Here is a 24,418-nt window from a genome sequence, read left to right as displayed (position 1 = left end):
AACGGATGGCCTGATGTGACGCTGTCTTATCAGGCCAATTGAACTCTTAAGGTTCACTTAATCTCTGACGCGCATACTCTCCTCCAGGTTAACGGAGGAGAGTGCAATGAAAAACCGTGTTTATGAAAGTTTAACTACCGTGTTCAGCGTGCTGGTGGTCAGCAGCTTTCTTTATATCTGGTTTGCCACGTTCTGATCTTTCTTCAGCCGTACCCAGGCCCGCGTGCCGGAAGTCTCTTGCCGGTTTTGCAGGAAAAACTGCCCGTGATGCAACTGTGTAATGCGGCTGACAATACTTAACCCCAGACCAATCCCGCCATAACGGCTGTCCATACGTACAAACGCTTTACTCAACTCCCCGCATTTACTCTCATCAATACCTGGTCCTTCATCTTCAACTGCCATGACCGCTCCGCCATCTTCTTGCAGCTTAATCATAATGTTGCTGCCTTGCGGGCTGTAACGATGGGCGTTTTCTACCAGGTTTCGCAATAACATCCGCAGCAGGGTTGCATCACCCTGAACGGTGATGTCGGCGGCGCTCTCTGGCAATAGCAGGGTTTGCTGTCGCTGGTCGAGCATGGTACTGAGTTCGTCATACGAGGGGAGAATGACATCTTCCAGCAGTTTTACATGTTGATAATTACCGGAAGAAAATGACTGTCCGGCACGCGCCAGTTGCAGCAGCTGGGAGACGCTCTCCATCATCTGATCAAGCCGTGCCACTAACGGTGCTACATCAATGTGATGCGTTTTCGCCAGCAGTTCCAGATGCAAACGCACCCCAGCCAGTGGCGTTCGCAGTTCGTGCGCGACGTCAGCGGTAAACAACCTTTCGTTATCCAGCGTGCTGGTCAGGCGACTGACCAGATCGTTCAACGCCGAAACCACCGCTTCGATTTCGAGGGTGGCGCTGTGAATGGCAATGGGCGTTAAGTTGTCGGCGGTGCGCGCTTCCAGCTCTTTTTGCAGCTCCGCCAGCGGGCGGGTGATGCGGCGTACCGCCTGATAGCAGATAAATAGCGTCAGGCTGACCATAAACACGCCGGGGACAATCAGGCTGGCGACCGCCTCGCGGATCTCACGCATGATGTGGCGATCGTTGTTGCGATTGTCGCGTAGCGCCTGCTCAAACAGCTGAATCTGCTCGGTACTTTCATGCCATAGCCAGAAGACGCTGATCAGCTCAAACACCAACAAAATGGCCCCGATGGTCAATATCAGCCGTTGGCGCAGCGATATTGGTCGGCGCAGAAAATGCATCAGATTCAATTAGTTTTCCTCATTCGCGACCAGCATATAGCCAAAGCCGCGCACGGTGCGGATACGGGCTTTGCCCACTTTGTCGCGCAGATTGTGGATATGCACTTCCAGGGTGTTGGTCGAGGGTTCATTGTCCCAGTTATAGATGTCGTTGTAGAGAATTTCCCGATGCACCGGACTGCCTGCTTTGAGCATTAACCGTGACAGCAGAGCATATTCTTTGGGCGTCAGAATCAACTCTTCACCGCCCATCCATACCTGACGGCGACCCATATTCAGCGTCAGATTGCCAACAATCAGCTCACTTTCGCCCTGATTATTATGGCGTCGTAGCAGGGCGCGGATACGGGCGTGTAACTCTTCCAGCGCAAAAGGCTTCACCAGATAGTCATCGGCACCGACATCCAGCCCGGCGATTTTGTCGGTCAGCGTATCGCGAGCGGTGAGGATCAGTACTGGCAGGGTGTATTTTTTCTGCCGGATACGGGCGAGAAAATGCAGTCCATCTTCGTCGGGTAACCCTAAATCCAGTACCACCAGGCTGTAATGACCGGCCTCAAGGCTTTGTTCCGCCATCCGCGCGGTTGTCACGCCATCGCACGCGTAGCCTTCGGTTTGCGCCGCCAGAATCAATCCCTGCAATAACAGCGTATCGTCTTCAACAATCAGAATTTTCATTCACTCACTCTCCTGCAAGTTTGCAGAATATCATCCGCAGCCTGGTAATACTTCGTCTCAACGCCAGTTAATCCCAATAGCGTGGAGAATAAATTGTCTTGTGAATAGTGTTGCGTTTGCGCCTGTTTTTGCAGGCAGTTCTGGTCAACCTGATACCGTTTTTGATAATCCTCCGACAGCCACAGCAGCATTGGCACCTGTTTTTGGCTATCCGGGGCGATGGCATAAGGCAGACCGTGCAGATAGATGCCATTTTCACCTAACGATTCACCGTGGTCAGAAAGATAAACCAGGCTGGTGGTAAATTTATCCTGATGTTCTTTCAGCAGATTAATCGCTTTATCAACAATATAGTCGACGTAAACCAGCGTGTTGTCGTAAGTGTTCACCAGTTGCTCTTTGCTACAGGTCTGGATCTCATTGGTGTCGCAGGTTGGGGTAAATTTCCTGAACTGCGGCGGATAGCGGTTGTAATAGGTCGGACCGTGGCTGCCGATGGTGTGTAAGACAATCACGCCATCACCCTGCAGGTTATTGATGTACTCTTCCAGCCCGTGGAACAGCACTTCGTCATAGCATTCGCCGTTGATGCACTGACCAGGCAGATTCAGCGCGGTGACGTTCTGGTGAGGCACGCGGTCGCAGGCACCTTTACAGCCGCCATCGTTGTCATTCCACAGCACGTTGATGCCCGCTCGCTGAATGATATCCAGCACGCCTTCCTGGTGCTGTGCCAGCTCTTCTTTGTAATGCTCACGCGGCATATCCGAGAACATGCACGGTACTGAAACTGCCGTTGCCGTGCCGCAAGATGCGGTATTAGGGAAATAGACCACGTTATCTTTCGCCAGCCGCGGGTTAGTTTCACGCGGGTAGCCGTTGAGGGAGAAGTTCTCCGCCCGCGAGGTTTCGCCGACAATCAGGATGGTCAAATTTTTACGTTTTTCGTTCTGCATTAACGGGTTGCGGTGGGCGTCTTCACCAATTCGCACCAGCGGTAGATTTGCCAGTCGCTGATGGGAGTACCATGACCAGCTGGCAACAATGCTGTTAGAGGGGCTTAAGGATTTCACCAGCTCTTTGTTATTGCGGAACAACGAGGCGTAGTCTTTATAAAACAGTGCGGCGACCAGCAAAATCAGTAGTACAGAAACCAGAATATTGGCTCCACGGAAAAGAACACTGCGCAGACGCGAGGTGGCAGGTTTGATTTTTATCCAGCAGGCAATCAGCGCAGCAAGCACGCCGCTGAATCCCAGCGTTAATAACATTTGCGGTGTCATCAGCGCATAACTTTCTGCCGGAGTGGTATCAATAATATTGGCAATCATCGAGCGGTCGATGACGATGCCGTAAGTCATTATGAAATATTGTGCAGCCGCGCCAACCAGAATAAACAGGCAGGCCAGTGGTCGATTAAGCCATAAGAAAGAGCTTAGTGTCAGGACAATATTAATCACGCTGAAAGCGACGACCGGCATCGACAAGAAAACCAGTACGTTATGCAGCGAATCCAGCGGCAGCGCCTGCAACACCTGTTTAAAAAAGGCAATATTCAGGCAGATAGAGATATAAAAAGCGGCCAACAATAGCCAGGCGAGTAAATTCAAAGAGGGTCTTTTTAGTAGGCGCTTCAACATCACGGTGTTTCCATCGAACAAAGTGCGCATATGCTCGCAAAGCAAAATTAAGCCAACCTTAAGTTCTTAAGGTTGGCTTTTATGTTTGCTGGATTAAGGGGAATTAATCTTTGCTTATTGGTGCATCTAAGGGATACGGGTTTTTATGTAGCCGGTTGTAATTCAGCGCATACATGGCGGTGATGACCATCAGGGTGACAAATGACCACATAACCTCTTTCGCTCCGGACCCCACCACGGCCCAGATGCAGTAGAGGAAGGCAATGGTAGTAACTGCCAGATATGCCGGGCGTGCTTTACCAAAGTGACCGTGTCCGAGCAGCAGTAACGCCGCACAGGTGTAAAGATATGGCACCAGTGTAAAGATGACCGAGACGGAAGAAACCAGACCGAACTCTTTGGTCGCGTTTGGTGAAATGCTGCTGAGCTGGAAGATGGTCATCAAAATACCGACGATAATCAGCCCCGCCACTGGCGTACCCGCTTTATTTACACGGGCAAAAATTGGTGGGAACAGTCCGTCATCGGCAGCGGCTTTCGCCGTTTGACCCGCCAGCAACGTCCAGCCGCCCAGTGAACCTAAGCAACCCGCAGCTGCGCAGAAGGAAACAATGGCCCCGGCGGTGTCACCCAACGCCATCCGTGCGGCATCACCGAATGGCGAAGCAGAAACGCGCAGTGCGGCATTAGGGATCATCCCCATAATCGCGGTGGTAGAAAGTACATAGCAAACGGCGGCAATCAATACCCCACCAATGGTGGCGATAGGGACATTGCGTTTCGGGTTTTTCACCACACCTGCGGCAACGGAGGCACTTTCCACACCGATGAACGACCACAGCGTAACGTTAAGGGTACTTTGAATTGCACCGAAGGTGCCCAGGCCGCTGACGTTCCATGCCGCCATATAGGTTTCACCACGGAACCAGAACCAGCCAAATACGGCAATCCCGACGATGGGGATCAGCGCCAGCACGGTGGCAACTGCCTGCACACGGGTGATCATTTTCGGACCGACAATGTTCAGCAGGACGAAGATCCACAGCACCACGACGCAGGTGATGGTTAATACCAATGGATCTTTCAGAATCGGGAAGAAGTAACTTAAATATCCTACGCCAATGACCACCATGGCGATATTGCCGATCCAGCAGGCCAGCCAGTAGAGGACGTTGGTTTGATAACCGAGAAACGGGCCAAAGCAGCGGCGGGCGTAAGCGTAAGAACCACCAGGACTTGGGTCGAGGAACGACATTTTGGCGTATACCATCGAGAGCCCCAGTGCACCGATAATCGTCACCAACCATCCATAAATGGCAATCCCGCCAGTAGAGGCCAGGTTTGCAGGTAACAGAAAAACACCTGACCCCATAATATTCCCCGACACCATCAGGGTGACGGGGATTAAGCCCACTTTGTGAGCATCAGCATCCGAAGACATAATTAAACTCCTGCGAAGGCGAGCTTCGTGACAATAAATTACGTCATATCATACGCCTGCATTCGATAGTTGAATTATTATCGACCGGGTTATCGCTGATGCCGTTATTAATATAGCTCTTCGTTAAGGTTAAAAATCAGGCGACAGTGCGTTCTCTGTGCTGACTAACATAATGCAGCGGCGTCATACCGTAGAAGTCTTTAAAGACAGAAATAAAGTACGACGTACTGTTGTAGCCGCAGGACTGTGATACCTGAGAGATATTTTTACCGTCCATCATTAATTCATTTACGGCATAACGCATGCGGCAGGTGGTGATTATTTGGCTATAACTGGTGTTTTCGCTTTTCAACTTTTTCTTTAACAGACTTGGGCTAAGACATAAACAACTGGCTACCATACTAAGATTCCAGTCTTTGTGAATATCGCTTTCAATAATTTGATAAACGCTGTCACTTACACAATTACGTAACATATACATCATTAATGAAAGGAATTTTTTACTGTCGAGAAAACGGGATAGCACCGTGAATAATAATGCGCGTGTTCGTTCCTTTTCTGACTCAGTTTCTGCGGGCATCATGCTGTGTTGCGCGGCAACGCGAAAGACGTCTGGCGTCAGGCATGGCAGGGTGAGTATGGGCGTAGCGCTACGTTGCCATACTGGTATTTGCGAGAGATCTTTATTCAGAAACCGGAGGTAATCTTTGATGATGTCGTGACTAATATGAGCAACCAAAGTGTTGTTAAGAGAGGAGACGTCGATAATATTATTTTCACAATTTAATAACGCCATATGGTTAGCTTTAAGGCTAATAGGTTCTTTCCCATTCACCCTTATCCAGACATCTTTTTCAGTCAATAAAACAATACAAGGTTGGTCGCTGCAAATCCTCATACATGTACTCCTGAGTGCAAATAAAAGACCAGTTCTCGCTAAAGCAAAGCGATACCGGGAAATGGTTATATAATTGTATGATGAATATAAACATGCATAAAAATAACGAGTTTTACTAATATTACAAATTTTTATAGTAATTTCTCATGTACATATTTTTTTACAGGATAAATAACAGGCAAAAAAAAGCGCGGGGTGGGGCCGCGCAAAAAGTATGACATTTTTGTTTGCAGCAATTTTTATGAAAACGTTGCCATACTCAAAAGGCCTAAGGCCAGGCGGCGTAATGTTATTTAAACAATTACGCCTTCAGCGGAATAGTGGTTACGCTTTCACGCACATAACGTGGTAAATACCGTCAATAATTTCAGTCCCTTCAGTTTCGTGTTCAAATCCAGGGAAATGGTGGTCCCAGGATTGCAGCGAGCGTAAATAACTTACTTGCGGACTGTTTTTATCGCCGAAGTTTTCACCAGACAGCAGCATCGGGATTCCTGGCGGATACGGGATAACTGAGTTTGCCGCGATGCGTCCTGGCAGATTTTCAATGGATACCAGTTCGACATTGTTGTCGACAATCGCGTTGTACGCTTCACGCGGGGTGATTTCCGCCATCGGCAGGCCGGAATAGGCTTCGTTCAACCGTGCGCCAGGGTTGTTTTCTTTCAGCCAGGCAAACATGGTGTCACCCAGATCGTGAATCCCCATGTTCGCGTAAGTGTCAGGATATTGTTCAACAAGTTCCGGCATCACCTGCGCCAGCGGTGTGTTGGCGTCATAGTGGCGTTTGAAGGAGCAAAGGGTGTTAACCAGAGTCCCCCATTTCCCACGGGTTACGCCCATAGAGAACAGGAACATAATTTGGAAGTCAGTGGTGCGGGTAGGCACAATGCCGTGGCGACCAAGCCAGGCAGTGACCAGCGCCGCCGGAACACCGGTTTCTTCCAGTTCACCATCTTCACCCATTCCCGGAGCAAGGATGCTGACTTTAATTGGGTCGAGCATACTCCAGTTATCCGGAATATCTTTGAAGCCGTGCCAGCTTTCGCCCGGATGCATTACCCAGCAGTCCTGAACGGTGGTCAGCAGTTTGGTTGGTGCGTCAGCAAAGTCATAGGTTTTGCCGGTTTGTGGGTCGGTGACGACTTCTTTGTTCCACGGTTTGAAGAACCAGCTACCGTCAGCGGTGAACTCTTTATATAGCCGCGCCATCGCCTGACGGAAATCAACCGCTTCGTCAATCACTTCCTGTGTCAGTGACAGGCCGCTGTTGCCGTCCATCATCGACACCGCCACGTCGTTGGATGCGCAGATGGCATACAGCGGGGAGGTGGTGGCATGCATCATGTAGGCCTGGTTGAAGCGGGAGAAGTTAATCGCCCCACGACCTTCACGTACATGAATATAAGAAGCCTGTGACAGCGCATTCAGCAGTTTGTGGGTGGAGTGGGTGGCGAAAACGGTAGGACCGTTGTGATCGCCTGGTTCGCCGCGCATGGCATAGTGATCGGCATAGATCGGGTTGAAACGTGCATAGCCGTACCAGGCTTCGTCAAAGTGCAGACGATCGGAGGTTTTTTCCAGCAGATCCTGCGCTTCTTTAGCGTTATAACACACGCCGTCATAGGTGCAGTTGGTCACCACGCAGTAAGACGGTTTTTGCCCGGCTTTGTCTTTGGTCAGCGGGCTTTCACTGATTTTCTTCTGCAAGGTTTCAGGTTGCATTTCCTGCGGATAGATTGGCCCGATAATGCCGTAGCGGTTGCGGCTTGGCACCATATAGACCGGTTTCGCGCCTGTCAGCATCAAACCTTGTTCGATGGATTTATGGCAGTTACGGTCAACGACCACGACATCGTTATCGGTCATGCAAGCCTGCATGATGGTGCGGTTAGAGCCGGAAGTACCGACGACTACCGACCAGGAGCGATCGGCACCAAATACGCGTGCGGCATATTTTTCGCTTTCGCCAAATGCGCCAGTATGGTCAAGCAAAGAACCGAGGGAAGTTCGTTCGATGCCCATGTCGGTGCGGAACAGATTTTCACCATAGTAGTCATGGTAGAAACGTCCGGCGGGTGTTTTGGTAAAACCAACGCCGCCCTGGTGGCCTGGCGCTGCCCAGGAATATTCATGGATGTCACTATATTTCATCAGCGCGCTGAACAGTGGCGGCAACAGCTGCTGGCGGTAGCGGGTCATCGCGGCAACGGCGCGTCCGGCGATAAAGTCGGCGGTATCTTCCAGAATCCAGGCGAATTCATCGACAAGCTCCAGCAGATCCCGGTCCATTGCGGCGAGGGCTTTTTCCCGATCGCCCAACAGGAAGACCGGCACGTTTTGTTGGCGCTCATGAAGCTTACCGATCAATTGTCTGACGTTTTGATGTTCGTCCGGATGTTCCATTTGATAGCTGAACATCAGGCAGTCAATGGCTTCGTTTGAAGAGAGAATGGCAAAACCATCATCAAAGGAGGTGGATTTAATCACGGTAACATTTTGCTGGCTTAAAGCATCTGCCAGACGCTCAACGGCGTTACCGACCCAGGTGTCTTGATGGAGAAACTCGCTTTCAACAATTAATACTTTCATCATTGCTTACCCGGTTATGAAGGAATCTTCGTTGCGGGCAAGTATCTTCCGGCCTTTTCGGGCTGTAAAGCGCGTGAAAAACAAACATTTTTGAAATATTTAATTTTATAAACAATACGTTATGTGATTATTTTAAATTATTTTCACTGCTTATTATCGACGGCTAAACTATTTTTTTGGCTGATACTGATATCGTCTTTAGCCGGGAAACGTCTGGCGGCGCTGTTGGCTAAGTTTGCGGTATTGTTGCGGCGACATGCCGACATATTTGCCGAACGTGCTGTAAAAACGACTACTTGAACGAAAGCCTGCCGTCAGGGCAATATCGAGAATACTTTTATCGGTATCGCTCAGTAACGCGCGAACGTGGTTGATGCGCATCGCGGTAATGTACTGTTTCATCGTCAATTGCATGACCCGCTGGAATATCCCCATTGCATAGTTGGCGTTAAGTTTGACGTGCTCAGCCACATCGTTGATGGTCAGCGCCTGATCATAGTTTTCGGCAATAAAGCCCAGCATCTGGCTAACATAAAATTGCGCATGGCGCGAGACGCTGTTTTTGTGTGTGCGCGAGGTTTTATTGACCAGAATCGGTTCCCAGCCAGAGAGGCTAAATCGCTTGAGCATCAGGCCAATTTCATCAATGGCGAGCTGGCGAATTTGCTCGTTCGGACTGTTTAATTCCTGCTGCCAGCGGCGCACTTCAAACGGGCTAAGTTGCTGTGTGGCCAGTGATTTGATCACCATGCCGTGAGTGACGTGGTTAATCAGGTCTTTATCCAGCGGCCAGGAGAGAAACAGATGCATCGGCAGATTAAAAATCGCCATGCTCTGACAGGTTCCGGTATCTGTTAGTTGGTGCGGTGTACAGGCCCAGAACAGCGTGATATGACCCTGATTGATATTCACTTTTTCATTGTTGATCAGGTATTCCACATCGCCATCGAAAGGCACATTCACTTCTACCTGACCATGCCAGTGGCTGGTGGGCATGATATGCGGTGCGCGAAACTCAATCTCCATCCGCTGGTATTCCGAATACAGCGACAGCGGGCTGCGGGTCTGTTTTTCGTCGCTGCTGCACATAAACGTATCTGTATTCATGGATGGCTCTCTTTCCTGGAATATCAGAATTATGGCAGGAGTGAGGGAGGATGACTGCGAGTGGGAGCACGGTTTTCACCCTCTTCCCAGAGAGGCGAGGGGAGCGTCCGAGCATCATGAGGCCGAAAACTCTGCTTTTCAGGTAACTTATTACCATAAACTCAGATTTACTGCTGCTTCACGCAGGATCTGAGTTTATGGGAATGCTCAACCTGGAAGCCGGAGGTTTTCTGCAGATTCGCCTGCCATGATGAAGTTATTCAAGCAAGCCAGGAGATCTGCATGATGACTGCACCCAAAATTACATTTATCGGCGCTGGTTCGACGATTTTCGTTAAAAATATTCTTGGTGATGTGTTCCATCGCGAGGCGCTGAAAACGGCGCATATTGCCCTGATGGACATTGATCCCACCCGCCTGGAAGAGTCGCATATTGTGGTGCGTAAGCTGATGGATTCAGCAGGGGCCAGCGGCAAAATCACCTGCCACACCCAACAGAAAGAAGCCTTACAGGATGCCGATTTTGTCGTGGTGGCATTTCAGATTGGCGGTTATGAACCTTGCACGGTGACTGATTTCGAGGTCTGTAAGCGGCATGGTCTGGAACAAACCATTGCCGATACGTTGGGGCCGGGCGGTATTATGCGCGCGCTACGTACCATTCCGCATCTGTGGCAAATTTGCGAGGACATGACGGAAGTCTGCCCCGATGCCACCATGCTCAACTATGTTAACCCAATGGCGATGAATACCTGGGCGATGTATGCCCGCTATCCGCATATCAAACAGGTCGGGCTGTGCCATTCGGTGCAGGGAACGGCGGAAGAGCTGGCGCGTGACCTCAATATCGACCCAGCTACGCTGCGTTACCGTTGCGCAGGTATCAACCATATGGCGTTTTACCTGGAGCTGGAGCGCAAAACCGCCGACGGCAGTTATGTGAATCTCTACCCGGAACTGCTGGCGGCTTATGAAGCAGGGCAGGCACCGAAGCCGAATATTCATGGCAATACTCGCTGCCAGAATATTGTGCGCTACGAAATGTTCAAAAAGCTGGGCTACTTCGTCACGGAATCGTCAGAACATTTTGCTGAGTACACACCGTGGTTTATTAAGCCAGGTCGTGAGGATTTGATTGAGCGTTATAAAGTACCGCTGGATGAGTACCCGAAACGCTGCGTCGAGCAGCTGGCGAACTGGCATAAAGAGCTGGAGGAGTATAAAAACGCCTCCCGGATTGATATTAAACCGTCACGGGAATATGCCAGCACAATCATGAACGCTATCTGGACTGGCGAGCCGAGTGTGATTTACGGCAACGTCCGTAACGATGGTTTGATTGATAACCTGCCACAAGGATGTTGCGTGGAAGTAGCCTGTCTGGTTGATGCTAATGGCATTCAGCCGACCAAAGTCGGTACGCTACCTTCGCATCTGGCCGCCCTGATGCAAACCAACATCAACGTACAGACGCTGCTGACCGAAGCTATTCTTACGGAAAATCGCGACCGTGTTTACCACGCCGCGATGATGGACCCGCATACTGCTGCCGTGCTGGGCATTGATGAAATATATGCTCTTGTTGACGACCTGATTGCCGCCCACGGCGACTGGCTGCCAGGCTGGTTGCACCGTTAAAACGCGACTAAACGCTACTGCGCCGGGGGATTTATTCCGGCGCACACCTCTGACGATACCAATAACAGAAGGCGGGCGTTGGTAACAGCGACCCGATACCCTATGAGCATTTCAATGACTACAAAACTCAGTTATGGACTTGGAGCGTTCGGGAAGGATTTTGCGATCGGCATTGTGTATATGTACCTCATGTATTACTACACCGATGTCGTTGGGCTGTCTGTGGGTTTGGTCGGTACTTTGTTTCTGGTGGCGAGGATCTGGGATGCTATTAACGATCCGATTATGGGATGGATTGTAAATGCTACGCGATCGCGATGGGGTAAGTTCAAACCCTGGATCCTGATCGGTACGTTGGCAAACTCTGTAATCTTATTTCTCCTCTTTAGTGCGCATCTGTTTGAAGGTACTACTCAGATTGTCTTTGTTTGCGTGACCTACATCCTCTGGGGCATGACTTACACCATTATGGATATTCCCTTCTGGTCGCTGGTTCCAACCATCACGCTCGATAAACGTGAGCGCGAACAACTGGTTCCTTATCCGCGTTTTTTTGCCAGTCTGGCAGGCTTTGTTACGGCAGGTGTGACGCTACCATTTGTTAATTATGTCGGCGGTGGCGATCGGGGATTTGGCTTTCAGATGTTCACTCTGGTACTAATCGCCTTTTTTATTGTTTCAACCATCATCACTCTGCGCAATGTGCATGAAGTCTTTTCGTCAGACAATCAACCGTCTGCTGAAGGAAGCCATCTGACACTTAAAGCCATCGTTGCGCTAATTTATAAAAACGATCAGCTTTCATGCCTCTTGGGTATGGCTCTTGCTTATAATGTAGCCAGCAACATTATTACCGGATTTGCTATCTATTATTTCTCATATGTTATCGGTGATGCGGATTTGTTCCCCTATTATCTGTCGTATGCGGGAGCTGCTAACCTGGTGACGTTAGTATTCTTCCCACGCTTAGTTAAATCATTATCCCGACGCATTTTATGGGCCGGAGCATCTATTCTTCCGGTGTTAAGCTGTGGTGTTCTCCTGTTAATGGCATTAATGAGCTATCACAACGTCGTCCTCATTGTGATTGCGGGTATTTTGCTGAATGTGGGAACGGCGCTTTTCTGGGTATTACAGGTCATCATGGTGGCAGATACCGTTGATTACGGTGAATATAAATTGCACGTACGCTGTGAAAGTATCGCTTACTCCGTGCAGACTATGGTGGTGAAGGGCGGTTCAGCCTTTGCGGCTTTTTTCATTGCGGTTGTGTTAGGGATGATTGGCTATGTACCGAATGTTGAACAGTCTACGCAAGCCCTATTAGGTATGCAGTTTATTATGATTGCTCTACCAACTCTGTTTTTCATGGTAACGCTGATTCTCTACTTCCGTTTCTATCGCCTCAATGGCGACACGCTGCGCAGGATCCAGATTCATCTGCTGGATAAATATCGCAAAGTACCGCCCGAGCCTGTTCATGCTGATATTCCGGTCGGTGCAGTGAGTGATGTGAAAGCCTGACGTGGACAATAGCTAACGAAAATGGCCTGATGCGATATGTTTATCAGGCCACGTCTTAATGTAATGCTTTGGATTTGCAAATTTTGTAGACCGGATAAGGAATTCACGCCGCATCCGGCATCAACAAAGCGCACGTTGTTATCCGGTTATCAAGCCAAAGCGCCGTAGCTGGCGGCAATGAAAGCGAGCGAGGAATATCACCGTCGTTAATGCGCCAAGCAGCGCGCAGAACATATCGGATTGCGTGTCCCACTGGTCGCCCTGGGTGCCGAGAAAATCATCCGCTCCCTGGCCCATTGCCAGCGCCGCCCACCACTCGATTAATTCATACATCGCGCTTATCGCCAGCGCCACGCAGCAGACCAGGAACGCCACCATTTTACGTCCGCGCACGTACATCCCGCGCACGAGAATTTCTCGTGCCACCAGTGCAGGCACCAGCCCCTGGAAAAAATGCCCCAGCTTGTCATACGGATTACGGCTCAACCCCAGCCATTCCTGCACCTCAAAACCGATGGGGACTTTCGCGTAGGTGTATTGCCCGCCGACCATCAGGATGATGGCGTGAAAGAAAATGAGCGTATAGAGCAGCGGCGTTAACGGATAACGTTTAGCGGTGGCAAGCAGTAGCGGCACGACAATAATCACCGGTGTCACTTCCATCAGCCAGGTGAGTTTGTCATGGGCCGAAATGCCGGTATAAATCAGGATTAACGTTAGCGCCAGTGCGCCGGTGTTAAGAATTAACGGCTTGAGTGTGCGGGTCATGGTGAGTTCGCAAGTCAGGGAAAATACTGACTATTCACCAGCAAGCGTGAAATTACAATCGCAAAAGAGGTGGCCCAGGGGGATCACCTGGCAGCATGCTGCCAGGCGCTGGGCCGAAGAGGTTACTTAGTGCAGTTCGCGCACTGTTTGTTGACGATCTGCTGGAAGAAGTCGTTACCTTTGTCATCGACCAGGATAAACGCCGGGAAATCTTCTACTTCGATTTTCCAGATAGCTTCCATACCCAGCTCCGGATAAGCGACGCATTCCAGATGCTTGATGCTCTGCTGCGCCAGTACCGCCGCCGGACCGCCGATGCTACCGAGGTAGAAGCCGCCGTGTTTATGACACGCGTCGGTAACCTGCTGACTGCGGTTACCTTTCGCCAGCATGATCATGCTGCCGCCGTGGGATTGCAGCAGATCCACGTAGGAGTCCATACGGCCTGCGGTGGTTGGGCCAAGTGAACCTGATGGATAACCGGCAGGGGTTTTCGCCGGACCCGCGTAGTAGATCGGGTGATCTTTGATGTACTGCGGAAGTTCTTTACCGGCGTCAATCAGCTCTTTCAGCTTGGCGTGTGCAATATCTCGGCCCACGATAATGGTGCCGGTGAGCGACAAACGAGTGGATACCGGGTATTGCGAAAGCTGGGCGAGGATCTCTTTCATCGGGCGGTTAAGGTCAACTTTCACCGCTTCGCCTTCACCGGCCTGGCGCAGTTCTTGTGGAATGTACTGGCCTGGGTTGTGTTCCAGTTTTTCGATCCAGATACCTTCGCGGTTGATTTTCGCTTTAATGTTACGGTCAGCGGAGCAGGAGACGCCCATGCCGACCGGGCAGGATGCGCCGTGACGTGGCAGACGGATAACGCGAATGTCGTGCGCGAAGTATTTACCGCCAAACTGCGCGCCAAGACCGAGTTTCTGGGCCTCTTCCAGCAGTTCCTGTTCCAGCTGGACATCGCGGAACGCCTGACCATGTTCGTTCCCTTCCGTCGGCAGTTCATCGTAATAGTGAGCGCTTGCTAACTTGACGGTTTTCAGGTTGGTTTCCGCAGACGTACCGCCAATCACAAACGCGATATGGTACGGCGGGCAGGCTGCAGTACCGAGGGTACGCATTTTCTCGACGAGGAAGTTTTTCAGTTTGCCGGGAGTCAGCAGGGCTTTGGTTTCCTGGTAGAGATACGTTTTGTTGGCAGAGCCGCCGCCTTTCGCAACGCAAAGGAATTTGTACTCATCGCCATCTACCGCGTACAGGTCGATTTGCGCAGGCAGGTTAGTGCCGGTGTTGACCTCTTTGTACATGTCCAGCGCCGCATTCTGTGAATAGCGCAGGTTATCTTCGATATAGGTGTTATAGACGCCTTTCGACAGCGCTTCTTCATCACCGCCGCCGGTCCACACGCGCTGGCCTTTTTTACCGACGATGATCGCGGTGCCGGTATCCTGGCAGGTCGGCAGCACGCCTTTGGCGGCGATTTCGGAGTTTCTTAAGAATTGCAGCGCCACGTACTTGTCGTTTTCGCTGGCTTCTGGATCGTGAAGAATAGCCGCAACCTGTTTCTGGTGTGCCGGGCGGAGCATAAAAGAAGCGTCGTGAAAGGCTTGCTGCGCCAGCAGGGTCAGGGCTTCTGGTTCCACTTTCAGGATGGTTTCGCCGTCGAAGTCGGCAACGCTAACGTAATCGGAAGTGAGTAGATAGTATTCGGTATTGTCTTTCCCCATCGGGAAAGGTGCCTGGTAGATAAAGGGTTTGTTTGACATAGCTTCCAGCCTGTAACTCTGTATTTGTTATTCGAAAATGGCGTGCCGCGTAGTCACGGGCGGCACGCAAAGTGCATTTATAAGAACCCGTACATCGCGGCGAAGATCCAGCCGAAGACGCACGATACGCTCACACCAATCAACCCCGGCAGAATAAAGCTGTGGTTGATGACGAAGCGACCGATGTGGGTGGTGCCGGAACGGTCAAACTGAATCGCTGCCAGATCGCTCGGATAAGTCGGCAGGATGTAATAACCGTAGCAAGCCGGTGCTGAAGCCACGATGTATGCCGGATCAACGCCGATCGCCAGCGCGACCGGAACAATCGCCGCCAGCGCCGCAGCCTGAGAGTTTACAAACTTGGAAACCAGCAGCAGAACAATGGCATAGGCCCACGGATACTCTTTCACCATTTCACCCAGTACGCCCTGAATTTCAGACATATGCGCACCGAACATGGTTTCTGCCATCCATGCGATACCGTACACCGCCACGATGGCGATCATACCGGAACGGAAGACTTCGTTTTTTGAGATAGACGCGGGATTGGTTTTGGTCAGGATAATAATCAGCGCCCCGGTCAGCAGCATAAACATCTGAATAACCAGTACCATCGACAGCGGTTTGCCGCCGAAGGATGGACGCAGGTCCGAATCAGCACCAAGAAGTGCGACTACAGCGATTGCACCGAGGAAAATCCACATTGCCAGCCAGTTGCTTTTCGGCAGTTTTTTATCGAGCAGCGTCGCGGTATCACCGTAAACATACTCACGGTTTTCCGGTACGGAGATGAATTTCTGGAACTCTTCGTCTTTATCCAGATCTTTACCGCGGAACCAGCTGAAGATACCGATCGCCAGGATACCGATTAACGTCGATGGAATGGTGATTGCCAGCAGGTCGAGGAACTCAAGATGGCGACCATCAAAGGTGACATTACCCAGCATTGCAACCAGAGACACGACCGCAACCGACACCGGACTGGCGATAATCCCCATCTGTGCACCGATAGAACTTGCCGCCATCGGACGTTCCGGACGGATGTTGTTCTTAATGGCGACGTCGTAGATGATCGGCAGAATGGTGTAAACCACATGACCCGTACCGCAAAGAATGGTCAGTGTACAGGTCACAAACGGCGCGACAATTGAGACATATTTCGGGTTGCGGCGCAGCAACTTCTCGGCAATTTGCAGCATGACATCAAGACCGCCCGAAGCTTGCAAGGTCGCCGATGCCGCCACCACCGCAATGATAACCAGCATGACATCAACTGGTGGTTTACCTGGCTGAAGGTGGAAGACGAAGACCAGAATGACCAGACCGATACCGCCTAATAAACCCAGCGCGATACCACCCTTTCTGGCACCATAAAACAGACATATCAGTATTATGATAAGTTGGATAGTAAATAACATGTGTGAACCCTCGCGATAATCCTATTTAAATTTTTGCTGAATAGATCACAGTCACGTTCTGTTTTGTATGAACTGTTTTCAGAGCCTGACTAAATATCCGTTTGGTCGTTACCGGCTTTAGCAAATACCTCACAGTGAATATTGGCTGATTAAAGCAGCGGCAAATTTATGCACTGTGATAAGCGGCTTTTTCAGAGAGAAAGACTCTCTGGCGATGGGTTTATAGTTTGTACTGCGCAGATGTTAATGTTTTGTTTGCTGTTATCTTATTGATATTTATCGGTCTATTTTTTGTTCTCAGGGCAGATGTCATTAGGTTTATAGATTAATCTGATCTACCCATTTGTGGGTAAAAATACACATAATGCGGGTGACATAATAGTTAATTAACTTTTGTTAGCGTTTTGAAATTAAAAACACCGTTCACCTGAAGAGATATTAATTTTTAGCGATGATGGAGGGATAATTATATTTGATCTGGCACAAGTTTTACTGATGAAGGATGTAACTTGTGCCAGGGGTATTTTGCATTACGGTAATAATTATTACTTACAGATAACCAGCGATCCGTTATTGGCAATATTGTTTCAGTAGTGAGTAGTGTTCTGCCTGAATACGGTAACGGTAAACTGGACGCCCCGTGACGCCATAATGGATACTGGTGAACAAGATGTGGCAGTTGACCAGCCAGATGAGGTATTTACGGCAGGAAACACGCGAGATGTTAACCTCGTTAGCCAGCTCGTCGGTTGAAAACTCATAGTCCTGATGCGCGTCAATCCACTGGCACAGCGTGCGTAACGTCTGCGGCGTTAAGCCTTTTGGCAAGCGACGAGGATCCTGTTCGTTGGAGCTGCTGCCGTGGATTAGCTGATCAAGCTCGGCCTGGTCATAATACTGATGTTTTTCCAGCGCCATTTTCTTTTGCCGCCAGCCGGTGAGCGCCTCTTCAAAGCGGGAAGCCTGGAAGGGTTTGATCAGGTAATCCACGACACCGTAATGCAGCGAATCTTTAATGGTTGCCGCATCGGCTGCGGAGGAGATGACAATCACATCACTTTTGCAACGCGCGTTATGCAGGACAGGCAGTAAATCGAGCCCGTTCTCTTTTTGCATATAGATATCGAGCAATATCAGGTCGATAGGCGTATCGCTATTGAAGATAATCTCTTTGGCTTTCTCCAGCGTCGAGGCTGTTCCACAGCATTGAAAGCCTGGGATTTGTGCTACGTATCGGCGATTCAGCTCCGCGACCATTGCGTCGTCATCGATAATTAATACATTGATCATCTGTTCGACCTCTCCCCGTCCCAGGGTATCTGGACAAAAAATTGTGTGAAAATCCCGGGTTCCGATTCCACGGCGATGCTGCCGCCGAGATTTTCTACCTGTTGTTTGACAAGTGCTAAACCGACGCCTCGCTCGCTTCCTTTTGTCGAGACACCTTTGTCAAAAATGTGATCGATTTTGTCGGGTGCGATCCCCGGTCCATCATCGTTAACTTCGCAGTGCAGCCAGCCGTGACGGTAGTGCAATGTTACGCTAATTTCGCCACCGGGTTCCGGCCCTAATGCTTCCAGCGCGTTTTCTATCAGATTTCCCAATGTGGTAATCAGCGTCGCGACTTGGTCCTCACTGCCGCTGTCTGGCAGCAGGCTTTCACTGTTTAAAATCAGCGTATGGCCTAAATCGGTCGCGCGGTTAATCTTGCTGATTAAAAAACCAGCGATAACCGGAGATTTGATCTTACCCAGCAGAGAGCCAATCTCTTCCTGATAGTTATTGGCTGTTTTGAGAATGTAATCTTCCAACTGCTTATAACTCTTCAGATGCAATAATCCGAGAATCACATGCAATTTATTCATAAATTCGTGGGATCGTTCACGAAGTGCATCAGCATAGTTGACCAGACCGTCGAGTCGCTGCATCAGTTTACGAACTTCAGTTTTGTCCCTGAAGGTTGAAATGGCACCGATGATAACGCCATTACTGCGCACCGGAACGGTGTTGATCAGTAATAGCCGGTCTTTAATCGTAATCTCTTCGTCGCGGCGCGGCGTACCGTCGCGTAACACTTCCGAGACATCTACCACCTGTGACCATGAGTGGCTTAGCGTCGACAGTTTCTCATCGTCCTGCGACTTACGGTAATTCAGCAATTCTTGTGCGGCATCGTTGATCAGCGTGACCTCGCCGCGATCGTCCACGGCAACGACGCCTTCTTTGATAGACTGCAACATGGCCTGGCGCTGCTCAAACAGCGTGGAGATTTCGTAGGGTTCCAGGCCGAAAAGGATTTTTTTCAGTACCTTAACCAGAATGCAGGTGCCAATCAGTCCGACCAGCATGCCAAATAATACCGACCAGATAATGCTCCAGCGACTGTCATTGATTTGTTGGGTCACGCGGCTTAACTCAAGGCCGATCGCCACCACGCCAATTTGTTTATGATTTTCATCGTAGATGGGGGTAAATACGCGTAAAGCCTGTGCCAGAAAACCGCGATTGATAGCGACATTTTCTTTGCCATTCAGCGCTTTAAGGATGTCATCACCTTTAAATGGCTGACCAATACGCTGGGCTTCAGGATGCGAGTAGCGAAGACTTTGCATATCGGTAACGACAATAAACAGCAGATCGTTGCGTTTGCGCACGGCTTCCGCGATGGCCTGGATTCCGCTCTCCTGCGGTTTTTTCTGCAAGCCCTGACGGATTTCCGGCGAGTCGGCGAGGGTACGCGCCATTGCCAGTGCCTTGTTGGCCAGCCCGTCTCGCGTCATATCACTGATTTGCGAGAAGTAAATCAGATGCACCACCAATAGCACCGAGAACAGTACCGCGCTGACCATTAAGATCACTGTGGTACTCAATTTCATCGGACGTTTGCGTAACATGCGGTAGGGCAATGAATGTCTCATCAGCTTCCTTGTGTGACAAATTTCTTAAGCATTATCTCTGATGAGGCGGGTAATTCAAAGGGAGTAAGAATGATTGGCTATATAGGGGAAGAGACTCTGGCAACGGAAACTGCCAGTGCTGTATGAAGATTCCAGGGCTATGCTTATAGCGATAATCATACTGATGAGAGAGGGAAAGTCATGGATCAGGCGCTACTGGACGAGGGTTATCGCTGTTATACCGGCGAAAAGATCGATGTCTATTTCAACACTGCGATATGTCAGCATTCTGGCAATTGCGTACGTGGCAACGGCAAGTTATTTAATCTCAAACGAAAGCCGTGGATCATGCCGGATGAAGTCGACGTCGTCACTGTGGTTAAAGTGATTGATACGTGCCCGAGCGGCGCGCTGAAATGCCGTCATAAATAAGCGAGGGTAAAATGGAAATACGCGAAGGCCACAATAAATTTTACATTAATGACGAACAGGGCAAGCAAATCGCTGAAATTGTCTTTGTGCCGACCGGAGAGAATTTAGCGATTATCGAACATACCGATGTCGATGAAAGCCTGAAAGGGCAGGGGATTGGTAAACAGCTGGTTGCGAAAGTCGTGGAAAAAATGCGTCGGGAAAAACGAAAAATTATCCCACTATGCCCATTTGCGAAACACGAATTTGATAAAACGCGGGAGTATGATGATATTCGCAGTTGATGGGAGAGTACAGAGTCACGATATTTTTCATGCTCTCCGCGGAGTGATGCAGGAGAGCATCTGAAGGGTAGGGGGATGCACAAAGAATGGGCAGAGAGCGCGTTTTTTTGTCCCAAGTCATCCCCTTTACTGAGCAAAAAAAAGAATATCTCCTATATGAGAATCATCAATCGGGGTTAATAAGTTTTGCGTCCCCAGAGCATTCAATATTGATAGGAGTCATATTATGGAAGGTAAAAACAAGTTCAATACTTATGTTGTTTCTTTTGATTATCCATCATCTTATTCCTCAGTGTTCTTAAGGTTAAGATCATTGATGTATGATATGAATTTCTCCTCTATCGTGGCTGATGAATATGGGATACCACGACAATTGAATGAAAACTCCTTCGCAATAACGACATCGTTAGCCGCAAGTGAAATCGAAGATTTAATCAGGCTTAAATGCTTAGACTTACCGGATATTGATTTTGACCTCAACATTATGACAGTTGATGACTATTTCCGTCAGTTTTACAAGTAGCCAGGAAGGATAAGAAGAACATAAAAAATGGCACTATTCTCTAAAATATTAATTTTTTATGTGATTGGTGTGAACATATCCTTTGTCATTATCTGGTTTATCTCACATGAGAAAACACATATTCGTTTACTTAGTGCATTCCTGGTCGGAATAACCTGGCCAATGAGTCTGCCTGTGGCATTACTTTTTTCTCTCTTTTACGAGCTGTAGTTGAGTGGACCCGCTGGTTATCGTGAAACGAAGCGTCTCTCCTCAAAACTGGATTTGCGGAACGACGAACGAAGCAGTCGCCTGACTGCTTCGTTCATTAAAGTGAAATTTATTTCTGTGGGCGCATCGCCGGGAAGAGAATAACGTCGCGAATAGTATGACTGTTTGTAAACAGCATAATCATTCGGTCGATACCAATACCCAGACCAGCGGTTGGCGGCAGACCATATTCCAGCGCAGTCACGTAATCTTCGTCATAGAACATGGCTTCGTCGTCACCTGCAGCTTTAGCGTTAACCTGTTCCTGGAAACGTTCAGCCTGATCTTCTGCGTCGTTTAATTCGCTAAAACCATTACCGATTTCACGACCACCGATGAAGAATTCAAAACGGTCGGTGATTTCCGGGTTAACATCATTACGGCGCGCCAGCGGTGACACTTCTGCCGGATATTCCGTAATAAAGGTTGGCTGAATCAGATGTGCTTCTGCCACTTCATCAAAGATCTCCGTGACAATACGTCCCAGCCCCCAGCTTTTCTCTACCGTAATTCCGATAGATTCAGCTAATGCTTTAGCAGCATCAAAATTATCCAGGTCGGCCATATCGGTTTCTGGACGATATTTTTTGATTGCTTCGCGCATGGTGAGTTTTTCAAACGGTTTGCCGAAATCAAACACATGCTCGCCATAAGTGACTTTAGTGGTACCCAGAACCTCTTGTGCCAGGGTGCGGAACAGGGACTCTGTCAGTTCAATCAAATCGTGGTAATCCGCATACGCCATGTAGAGTTCCATCATTGTGAACTCAGGATTATGGCGAACAGAAATACCTTCATTACGGAAGTTACGGTTGATTTCGAATACCCGTTCAAAACCGCCTACAACCAGACGTTTCAGATACAGCTCCGGCGCGATACGCAGGTACATATCTAAATCCAGAGCGTTATGATGGGTAATAAACGGGCGAGCAGATGCCCCACCTGGAATTACCTGCATCATCGGGGTTTCTACTTCCATAAAGCCGCGCGCGACCATGAACTGGCGGATAGCGGCCAGAATTTTTGAACGGACAACAAACGTTTGACGGGATTTATCGTTAGCGATGAGGTCCAGATAACGTTGACGATAACGGACTTCCTGATCCTGCAGACCATGGAATTTATCTGGTAAAGGACGTAGTGCTTTTGTCAGCAGGCGCAACTCAGTACAGTGAATGGAAAGCTCACCGGTTTGCGTCTTAAACAGCGTACCGCGGGCACCGATAATGTCACCCAGATCCCATTTTTTAAACTGATCGTTATAAACACCTTCTGGCAGGCTATCTCTTGCAACGTACAGTTGAATACGGTCACCGACATCCTGCAACGTTACAAAGGAGGCTTTCCCCATGATACGACGGGTCATCATTCGGCCAGCAACCGAGACTTCAATGTTTAAGGATTCCAGTTCCTGGTTATCCTTCGCATCAAACTCTTCGTGCAGCTGGTCAGAGGTATGGTCGCGGCGAAAATCATTGGGAAACGCCACACCTTGCTGACGTAGTGCCGCCAGTTTTTCGCGGCGATTTCTCAGTTCATCGTTAAAATCAATAGCCTCATTGGCTCCCCGTGTTTCTTGTTCAGACATTTTGGTTCCTCTAAATCCAGCTTTCAATTTAGCGTAGATAAAGAGACAGATCGGTACACTGTATTATCTGCCTCGACTATTAATAACTCAGTTTATCTTATCGAAACTAACGCTTACCTCAAGTTGATATCACTAATAAATAACCATCAAAATGGTTTAAATGACTTATTAATCTAGATTTGCTAGTGTTATAAACTGAAAGTTAATTTATTCATAACCAATTGTTTTTACGACAGTTAATCGTTGCTCTCCTGTATCATATTCGTCGGCGTGCTAAACAGAAAACGGGTAGCAAAGGCCAATACGACGATGATCGCGACACAAGCCAACGTCCACTCTCCCATCTGAGAAAAGAATCGCTGGTAAGCTGCAATTGCCATACCGCTAATTTGCGACTCTGTCGTCTGCTGTGCCACGACGCCTGCCAGCCAGTTGGCGACCGCGCCTGTTGCCAGCATATAAATACCGGTTAATACGCCAGACATTTTCAGACGCGTGATTTGCGCAATCGCCACCGGGTCAATAAAGAGTTCGGCAAAGCCCATTAGCGCCAACCCGGATATCATCACGCCCATTGACGCTTGACCGTCAGCCGCTGCATGTCGGGCATCAAATGCCAACAACATAAAGCCACAAGCCATCAGCAGTAAGCCAAAGGCAAACTTCAGCCAGACGCGCAATGTTGAGTTGCCGCGGCTTTCTGGCGACGCCAGCCAGGCCAGTACAACCCCAGCGAGCATCACCGCAATTGCATTCACCGACTGGAATAGTGCTGTAGGTACTTCAATATTGAATGCCTGACGATTCACAAAGCGATCGATAAACAAGCTGATGGTACTGCCGCCCTGTTGTGCCAGTACCCAGAACAATGTCCCGACAAACATCAACAATACAATTTGCCAAAGAGCACGGCGGTGTTCGGGGAATTTGACCATCATGCGGGCAATGATTTGTGCGGCAATGAGGCAAACGATCGCCAGCAAATATCCGGACCAGTCGTTCTCCAGCAGCAGGGTAAAAAATACTGGGGCTAAACAGAGCATCACCACTAACCAGCTCCATACTGGTAAGGCAAATTTCACGCTAGTGAGCGCTTTTTTATCCATACTACGCGTGGACTGGAAATGACGATGCCCGCTTAAGAAAATCAACAAACCGATAAACATGCCGCCACCCGCAAGGGCAAAGCCAACATGCCATCCATACCACTGAGCAGCCAGGCCGCAGGCGATTGGGGCGGCGATAGAACCGATATTGCCCGCAGCATACAGCAGCGAAAAACCGCCATCACGTCGATGATCGTTCTCGTCGTAGAGCTCGCCAAGCAAACAGCTGATGTTTGATTTGAATAAACCGTAGCCACAAATAATGATTGCCAGCGCCAGATACAGGCTAAAGGTTGAATTTGTATCAATGCCCAGCACCACATGGCCAAGGGTCATTAACAGCGCGCCGGCAATCACTGCAGTGCGGTTGCCGAGCAGGCGGTCGGCAAGCCAGCCGCCGAGAATAGGGGTAACGTAAACCAGAGAAGCATATGCGCTGAACAGGCTGATGGCATGGTTATCATCAAAACCAAGCTGATGGGTGAGATAGAGAATGAGTAAGGCACGCATGCCGTAAAAACTGAAGTACTCCCAGATTTGGATCGCCACGATATAGTATATCGCGCGCGGCTGTGAGGGTGTTTTCATGTGTTCTCCTTATGA

The 24,418-nt window shown here is 49.4% G+C and carries 21 protein-coding genes; 7 read left to right on the top strand and 14 right to left on the bottom strand.

The window, feature by feature from the left end:
* Window positions 1–106 precede the first annotated feature (106 nt).
* On the top strand, window positions 107–196 hold the full coding sequence (pmrR, locus tag FTE26_RS16215; RefSeq protein ID WP_000797656.1) for an LpxT activity modulator PmrR: 90 nt from the start codon (window positions 107–109) through the stop codon (window positions 194–196).
* Here pmrR and pmrB read toward each other — a convergent pair.
* The 7 genes from pmrB to melR form a co-directional block, all read right to left on the bottom strand.
* Window positions 172–1,272 (bottom strand): two-component system sensor histidine kinase PmrB, encoded by a 1,101-nt coding sequence (pmrB, locus tag FTE26_RS16210; RefSeq protein ID WP_001051093.1) that lies wholly within the window; start codon window positions 1,270–1,272, stop codon window positions 172–174. The two genes, pmrR and pmrB, sit on opposite strands and share 25 nt — an antisense overlap.
* A complete protein-coding gene (basR, locus tag FTE26_RS16205) occupies window positions 1,273–1,941 on the bottom strand; it encodes a two-component system response regulator BasR (protein WP_000697915.1) in 669 nt (222 codons plus the stop codon). It abuts the gene before it with no gap.
* Window positions 1,938–3,581: a phosphoethanolamine transferase EptA gene (gene eptA / locus FTE26_RS16200; protein ID WP_001298860.1), complete on the bottom strand. Its 1,644-nt coding sequence runs from the start codon at window positions 3,579–3,581 to the stop codon at window positions 1,938–1,940. The genes basR and eptA overlap by 4 nt, the downstream gene beginning before the upstream one ends.
* Before the next feature lie 103 nt (window positions 3,582–3,684).
* The gene (adiC, locus tag FTE26_RS16195) at window positions 3,685–5,022 is read right to left on the bottom strand and encodes an arginine/agmatine antiporter (protein WP_000093154.1); all 1,338 of its coding nucleotides are present in this window, start codon (window positions 5,020–5,022) and stop codon (window positions 3,685–3,687) included.
* 136 nt (window positions 5,023–5,158) lie between these two features.
* Complete coding sequence (adiY, locus tag FTE26_RS16190) at window positions 5,159–5,920, bottom strand: DNA-binding transcriptional activator AdiY (RefSeq protein WP_001217059.1); 762 nt, start codon at window positions 5,918–5,920, stop codon at window positions 5,159–5,161.
* Window positions 5,921–6,244: 324 nt separating this feature from the next.
* Window positions 6,245–8,512, bottom strand: a complete 2,268-nt coding sequence (adiA, locus tag FTE26_RS16185; RefSeq protein ID WP_001307519.1) for an arginine decarboxylase — start codon at window positions 8,510–8,512, stop codon at window positions 6,245–6,247.
* 198 nt (window positions 8,513–8,710) lie between these two features.
* A complete protein-coding gene (gene melR, locus FTE26_RS16180) occupies window positions 8,711–9,619 on the bottom strand; it encodes a transcriptional regulator MelR (protein WP_001090758.1) in 909 nt (302 codons plus the stop codon).
* A gap of 282 nt (window positions 9,620–9,901) precedes the next feature.
* On the opposite strand from melR, the gene melA reads away from it, so the two are divergent.
* Both melA and melB read left to right on the top strand, forming a co-directional pair.
* Window positions 9,902–11,257: an alpha-galactosidase gene (gene melA, locus FTE26_RS16175; protein WP_000988031.1), complete on the top strand. Its 1,356-nt coding sequence runs from the start codon at window positions 9,902–9,904 to the stop codon at window positions 11,255–11,257.
* Between the two features lie 102 nt (window positions 11,258–11,359).
* A complete protein-coding gene (gene melB, locus FTE26_RS16170; RefSeq protein ID WP_000028124.1) occupies window positions 11,360–12,781 on the top strand; it encodes a melibiose:sodium transporter MelB in 1,422 nt (473 codons plus the stop codon).
* A 138-nt stretch (window positions 12,782–12,919) separates the two neighbouring features.
* Here the strand turns inward: melB and FTE26_RS16165 are convergent, their stop codons facing one another.
* From FTE26_RS16165 to FTE26_RS16145, 5 genes are all read right to left on the bottom strand, one after another.
* Window positions 12,920–13,549 carry a DUF2238 domain-containing protein gene (locus FTE26_RS16165; protein WP_000198733.1) on the bottom strand — a complete coding sequence of 210 codons (630 nt, stop codon included), beginning with the start codon at window positions 13,547–13,549 and terminating at the stop codon, window positions 12,920–12,922.
* 122 nt (window positions 13,550–13,671) lie between these two features.
* Window positions 13,672–15,318 carry a class I fumarate hydratase gene (gene fumB, locus FTE26_RS16160; RefSeq protein WP_000066681.1) on the bottom strand — a complete coding sequence of 549 codons (1,647 nt, stop codon included), beginning with the start codon at window positions 15,316–15,318 and terminating at the stop codon, window positions 13,672–13,674.
* A gap of 77 nt (window positions 15,319–15,395) precedes the next feature.
* A complete protein-coding gene (gene dcuB / locus FTE26_RS16155; RefSeq protein WP_000899522.1) occupies window positions 15,396–16,736 on the bottom strand; it encodes an anaerobic C4-dicarboxylate transporter DcuB in 1,341 nt (446 codons plus the stop codon).
* 570 nt (window positions 16,737–17,306) lie between these two features.
* The gene (gene dcuR / locus FTE26_RS16150; RefSeq protein ID WP_000611288.1) at window positions 17,307–18,026 is read right to left on the bottom strand and encodes a two-component system response regulator DcuR; all 720 of its coding nucleotides are present in this window, start codon (window positions 18,024–18,026) and stop codon (window positions 17,307–17,309) included.
* On the bottom strand, window positions 18,023–19,654 hold the full coding sequence (locus FTE26_RS16145; RefSeq protein ID WP_001216460.1) for a sensor histidine kinase: 1,632 nt from the start codon (window positions 19,652–19,654) through the stop codon (window positions 18,023–18,025). Before FTE26_RS16145 ends, dcuR begins: the two co-directional genes overlap by 4 nt.
* 180 nt (window positions 19,655–19,834) lie before the next feature.
* On the opposite strand from FTE26_RS16145, the gene yjdI reads away from it, so the two are divergent.
* The 4 genes from yjdI (at window position 19,835) to ghoT (ending at window position 21,082) form a co-directional block, all read left to right on the top strand.
* Window positions 19,835–20,065: a 4Fe-4S mono-cluster protein YjdI gene (yjdI, locus tag FTE26_RS16140; RefSeq protein ID WP_000371699.1), complete on the top strand. Its 231-nt coding sequence runs from the start codon at window positions 19,835–19,837 to the stop codon at window positions 20,063–20,065.
* 11 nt (window positions 20,066–20,076) lie between these two features.
* Entirely contained in the window at window positions 20,077–20,349 is a 273-nt protein-coding gene (locus FTE26_RS16135; RefSeq protein ID WP_000405647.1) for a GNAT family N-acetyltransferase, read from the top strand.
* A 226-nt stretch (window positions 20,350–20,575) separates the two neighbouring features.
* Window positions 20,576–20,872, top strand: coding sequence for a type V toxin-antitoxin system endoribonuclease antitoxin GhoS (ghoS, locus tag FTE26_RS16130; RefSeq protein ID WP_000398619.1), 297 nt, complete (start codon window positions 20,576–20,578; stop codon window positions 20,870–20,872).
* Window positions 20,873–20,899: 27 nt separating this feature from the next.
* Window positions 20,900–21,082, top strand: coding sequence for a type V toxin-antitoxin system toxin GhoT (gene ghoT, locus FTE26_RS16125; protein ID WP_085674725.1), 183 nt, complete (start codon window positions 20,900–20,902; stop codon window positions 21,080–21,082).
* 109 nt (window positions 21,083–21,191) lie between these two features.
* Here ghoT and lysS read toward each other — a convergent pair whose 3' ends face one another.
* Both lysS and dtpC read right to left on the bottom strand, forming a co-directional pair.
* Window positions 21,192–22,709: a lysine--tRNA ligase gene (gene lysS, locus FTE26_RS16120; protein WP_001295063.1), complete on the bottom strand. Its 1,518-nt coding sequence runs from the start codon at window positions 22,707–22,709 to the stop codon at window positions 21,192–21,194.
* Window positions 22,710–22,945: 236 nt separating this feature from the next.
* Window positions 22,946–24,403, bottom strand: a complete 1,458-nt coding sequence (gene dtpC / locus FTE26_RS16115; protein ID WP_000856841.1) for a dipeptide/tripeptide permease DtpC — start codon at window positions 24,401–24,403, stop codon at window positions 22,946–22,948.
* Window positions 24,404–24,418 lie beyond the last annotated feature (15 nt).

The organism is Escherichia sp. S10b, assembly GCF_028421345.1.
Taxonomy (GTDB): domain Bacteria; phylum Pseudomonadota; class Gammaproteobacteria; order Enterobacterales; family Enterobacteriaceae; genus ECMA0423.
Note: the sequence above shows the minus strand (reverse complement) of the source record. Positions and strands in the feature narration are given on the sequence as shown.

Coding starts and splice junctions, on each gene's coding strand:
- adiA (WP_001307519.1), bottom strand. CDS start 8,512: ATGAAAGTATTAATTGTTGAAAGCGAGTTTCTCCATCAAGACACCTGG.
- ghoT (WP_085674725.1), top strand. CDS start 20,900: ATGGCACTATTCTCTAAAATATTAATTTTTTATGTGATTGGTGTGAAC.
- ghoS (WP_000398619.1), top strand. CDS start 20,576: ATGGAAGGTAAAAACAAGTTCAATACTTATGTTGTTTCTTTTGATTAT.
- dtpC (WP_000856841.1), bottom strand. CDS start 24,403: ATGAAAACACCCTCACAGCCGCGCGCGATATACTATATCGTGGCGATC.
- adiC (WP_000093154.1), bottom strand. CDS start 5,022: ATGTCTTCGGATGCTGATGCTCACAAAGTGGGCTTAATCCCCGTCACC.
- melA (WP_000988031.1), top strand. CDS start 9,902: ATGATGACTGCACCCAAAATTACATTTATCGGCGCTGGTTCGACGATT.
- adiY (WP_001217059.1), bottom strand. CDS start 5,920: ATGAGGATTTGCAGCGACCAACCTTGTATTGTTTTATTGACTGAAAAA.
- eptA (WP_001298860.1), bottom strand. CDS start 3,581: ATGTTGAAGCGCCTACTAAAAAGACCCTCTTTGAATTTACTCGCCTGG.
- FTE26_RS16145 (WP_001216460.1), bottom strand. CDS start 19,654: ATGAGACATTCATTGCCCTACCGCATGTTACGCAAACGTCCGATGAAA.
- yjdI (WP_000371699.1), top strand. CDS start 19,835: ATGGATCAGGCGCTACTGGACGAGGGTTATCGCTGTTATACCGGCGAA.
- dcuR (WP_000611288.1), bottom strand. CDS start 18,026: ATGATCAATGTATTAATTATCGATGACGACGCAATGGTCGCGGAGCTG.
- lysS (WP_001295063.1), bottom strand. CDS start 22,709: ATGTCTGAACAAGAAACACGGGGAGCCAATGAGGCTATTGATTTTAAC.
- FTE26_RS16165 (WP_000198733.1), bottom strand. CDS start 13,549: ATGACCCGCACACTCAAGCCGTTAATTCTTAACACCGGCGCACTGGCG.
- basR (WP_000697915.1), bottom strand. CDS start 1,941: ATGAAAATTCTGATTGTTGAAGACGATACGCTGTTATTGCAGGGATTG.
- FTE26_RS16135 (WP_000405647.1), top strand. CDS start 20,077: ATGGAAATACGCGAAGGCCACAATAAATTTTACATTAATGACGAACAG.
- melR (WP_001090758.1), bottom strand. CDS start 9,619: ATGAATACAGATACGTTTATGTGCAGCAGCGACGAAAAACAGACCCGC.
- fumB (WP_000066681.1), bottom strand. CDS start 15,318: ATGTCAAACAAACCCTTTATCTACCAGGCACCTTTCCCGATGGGGAAA.
- pmrR (WP_000797656.1), top strand. CDS start 107: ATGAAAAACCGTGTTTATGAAAGTTTAACTACCGTGTTCAGCGTGCTG.
- melB (WP_000028124.1), top strand. CDS start 11,360: ATGAGCATTTCAATGACTACAAAACTCAGTTATGGACTTGGAGCGTTC.
- dcuB (WP_000899522.1), bottom strand. CDS start 16,736: ATGTTATTTACTATCCAACTTATCATAATACTGATATGTCTGTTTTAT.